The organism is Oleiphilus sp. HI0132 (assembly GCF_001635845.1).
This window is the reverse complement of the sequence record NZ_LWGJ01001879.1, coordinates 1-855: the sequence shown is the minus strand read 5'-3', so window position 1 is coordinate 855 and position 855 is coordinate 1. Positions and strand designations below refer to the sequence as shown.

The 855-nt window shown below is 41.1% G+C and carries 2 protein-coding genes; both read left to right on the top strand.

The window, feature by feature from the left end; genetic code table 11:
* Positions 1-232: hypothetical protein (locus A3766_RS31765; protein WP_197479824.1), on the top strand; the 232-nt coding region annotated here is incomplete at its 5' end.
* An 18-nt stretch (positions 233-250) separates the two neighbouring features.
* The gene (locus tag A3766_RS28325) at positions 251-634 is read left to right on the top strand and encodes a YkvA family protein (protein ID WP_068507569.1); all 384 of its coding nucleotides are present in this window, start codon (positions 251-253) and stop codon (positions 632-634) included.
* Positions 635-855 lie beyond the last annotated feature (221 nt).

The following is an 855-nucleotide window of genomic DNA, read 5'->3' as shown; positions in this document are numbered from 1 at the left end:
TCAAGACTCTCAAGCGTCGGTAGAAAGTGACACTTGCCGTGTTACCTTTAACGAGATTGAAATTAGCTTTGCTGATGTGTTGGGGCAAGCTTTAACATTAAAGGGATTTATATCAAAATCTGACGACAGCGCGACTCCAGGGAATCTCCTAACTTTATTATGGCTACAGGAAAACAGCATTGGTTTAGTACTTGCTGGCAAAGATCAGATATTAAAACCAGGCTTCGAATAAAGCCTGGTCGAGAGTAAAATGAAAGACGATATAAACGAAAAAAAGCTAACTAGTAAAATCAAATCTGCCTTCAGCTCCCTTTCTCAGGAAGCTATTACTCACGCACTAATTTTGTATTACACCCTACGCGAACCAAACACTCCAGCATGGGTAAAAACGGTTATTCTCGGAACGCTCGGCTACTTCATTAGCCTTATTGACGGGATTCCTGACTTAACCCCCGTTCTTGGCTACACCGATGACATATCTGTAATGGCTGCGGCAATCGCCACGCTGTCTCGATACATCACACCTGAAATCAAAGCGAAAGCTAAACATAAAACTGATGCTTTCTTTCCAGCTAAAAAAACTGATCAAAAGAAGACTTCAACTGAAGCGCCACCCGATAAACCAGAACAGTAAGCATGAGCACTATCCTCCCACCTATTGCCACCACCTTATTTGCACTATACAGCCAGATTAAATAGATAATGCAGCACCATATTTACATGCGTACGCTGTAATCTTGTACTTGTAGGTGTCTCTCGATAAAATTTTACTAAAATACTATGAGGGGTATATATGCTCAGCTTTCTTCCTGGCCCAGTTAAAGGGGCTATTATTCTGATTTTAGTTATTCTGAA

Bases quoted from the DNA above. Each gene is read 5' to 3' on its own strand.
- A3766_RS28325 (WP_068507569.1), top strand. From the start codon at position 251: ATGAAAGACGATATAAACGAAAAAAAGCTAACTAGTAAAATCAAATCT.